The organism is Ectothiorhodospira magna, from assembly GCF_900110965.1.
Taxonomy (GTDB): domain Bacteria; phylum Pseudomonadota; class Gammaproteobacteria; order Ectothiorhodospirales; family Ectothiorhodospiraceae; genus Ectothiorhodospira; species Ectothiorhodospira magna.
In genome coordinates this window covers 1-1,019 of record NZ_FOFO01000058.1, presented here as the reverse complement: position 1 = coordinate 1,019, position 1,019 = coordinate 1, and the positions used below count along the sequence as shown (strand labels likewise).

At 57.3% G+C, this 1,019-nt stretch carries 3 protein-coding genes; all 3 read left to right on the top strand.

The window, feature by feature from the left end; all coding sequences use genetic code 11:
• Positions 1-416 (top strand): RNA-guided endonuclease TnpB family protein (locus BMX62_RS12520; protein WP_143339828.1); only part of this gene is annotated, 416 nt, incomplete at its 5' end.
• Positions 417-435: 19 nt separating this feature from the next.
• Positions 436-789 carry a diguanylate cyclase domain-containing protein gene (locus tag BMX62_RS12515; RefSeq protein ID WP_162273548.1) on the top strand — a complete coding sequence of 118 codons (354 nt, stop codon included), beginning with the start codon at positions 436-438 and terminating at the stop codon, positions 787-789.
• Between the two features lie 99 nt (positions 790-888).
• On the top strand, positions 889-1,019 hold a 131-nt coding region (locus BMX62_RS12510; protein ID WP_143339826.1), incomplete at its 3' end, for a type II toxin-antitoxin system Phd/YefM family antitoxin.

Below are 1,019 nucleotides of genomic sequence, written 5' to 3'. Positions count from 1 at the left end.
AGCACAAGCTCTCTCGACAGATCGTTGACGACAACCAAGCGGTGATCGTCGAGACGCTGAAGGTCGGCAACATGATGAAGAACGCCAGACTCGCCCAGCACATCGGCGATGCGTCCTGGCATGCCTTGACCACTAAGCTGGACTACAAGGCCAGGGAGCAGGGCAAGCATCTGGTCAAGATCGACCCGTGGTTTGCCAGCTCCAAAACCTGCCATGTCTGCCAGCACAAGAGGGACGCCATGCCGTTGAACGTCCGGTCGTGGGAATGCCCGACCTGCCACACACAACATGACCGGGATATCAACGCGGCGCTGAACATCAAGCATCAAGGCATAGTAAAGTTGAAGGCGGAAGGGCTGTCCGTCTCTGCCCATGGAGGCTTGCGTAAGTCCGGCACATCGCCGGCTGCTGCCTGAGAAGTGGGAAGCCTCGCCCGTGGCGCGTCAGCGCTTAGGGCGGGGAGCAGTCACTCTGGCAGGACGAATGCGTGACTGCCTGCGGGGCGTGGACACTCTGGCCCGTCTGGGTGGAGATGAATTTGTCGCCTTGCTATCGGATCTGACCCAGAAATCTGATAGTGAAATACTGGTCGAACGACTGCTCGAAGCCATCGCAACACCGGTGGAACTGGGTGAGTTGACCCTGCACATGAGCGGCAGCATCGGTCTGGCGCTCTATCCCCAAGACACTGAACTGACTGCCGATCTCTTATTGCAACAGGCTGATCAGGCCATGTACCGGGCCAAGGCCAAGGGGCGCACTGCCTGGCACGTCTTCGACTTGCCGTAGTGTAGGCGAAGCCGCAGCGGAGAAGCTGTCGCTGTGCTTGGCCTTGTTAGGGCCTTTGCTATAGAATTGTACGGAGTTTCCGTACACAAGAGAAAGGTCATGGATACAATCAGCGTAAACAAATTCAGGGACAATCTGAAAGCCCTTGTAGAGCAAGCAGTTAGCCGGCATGAGCCCCTTAAGGTGACTCGACGAGCAGGTGAGGCCTTTGTGGTTATGAGCGCCGAAGA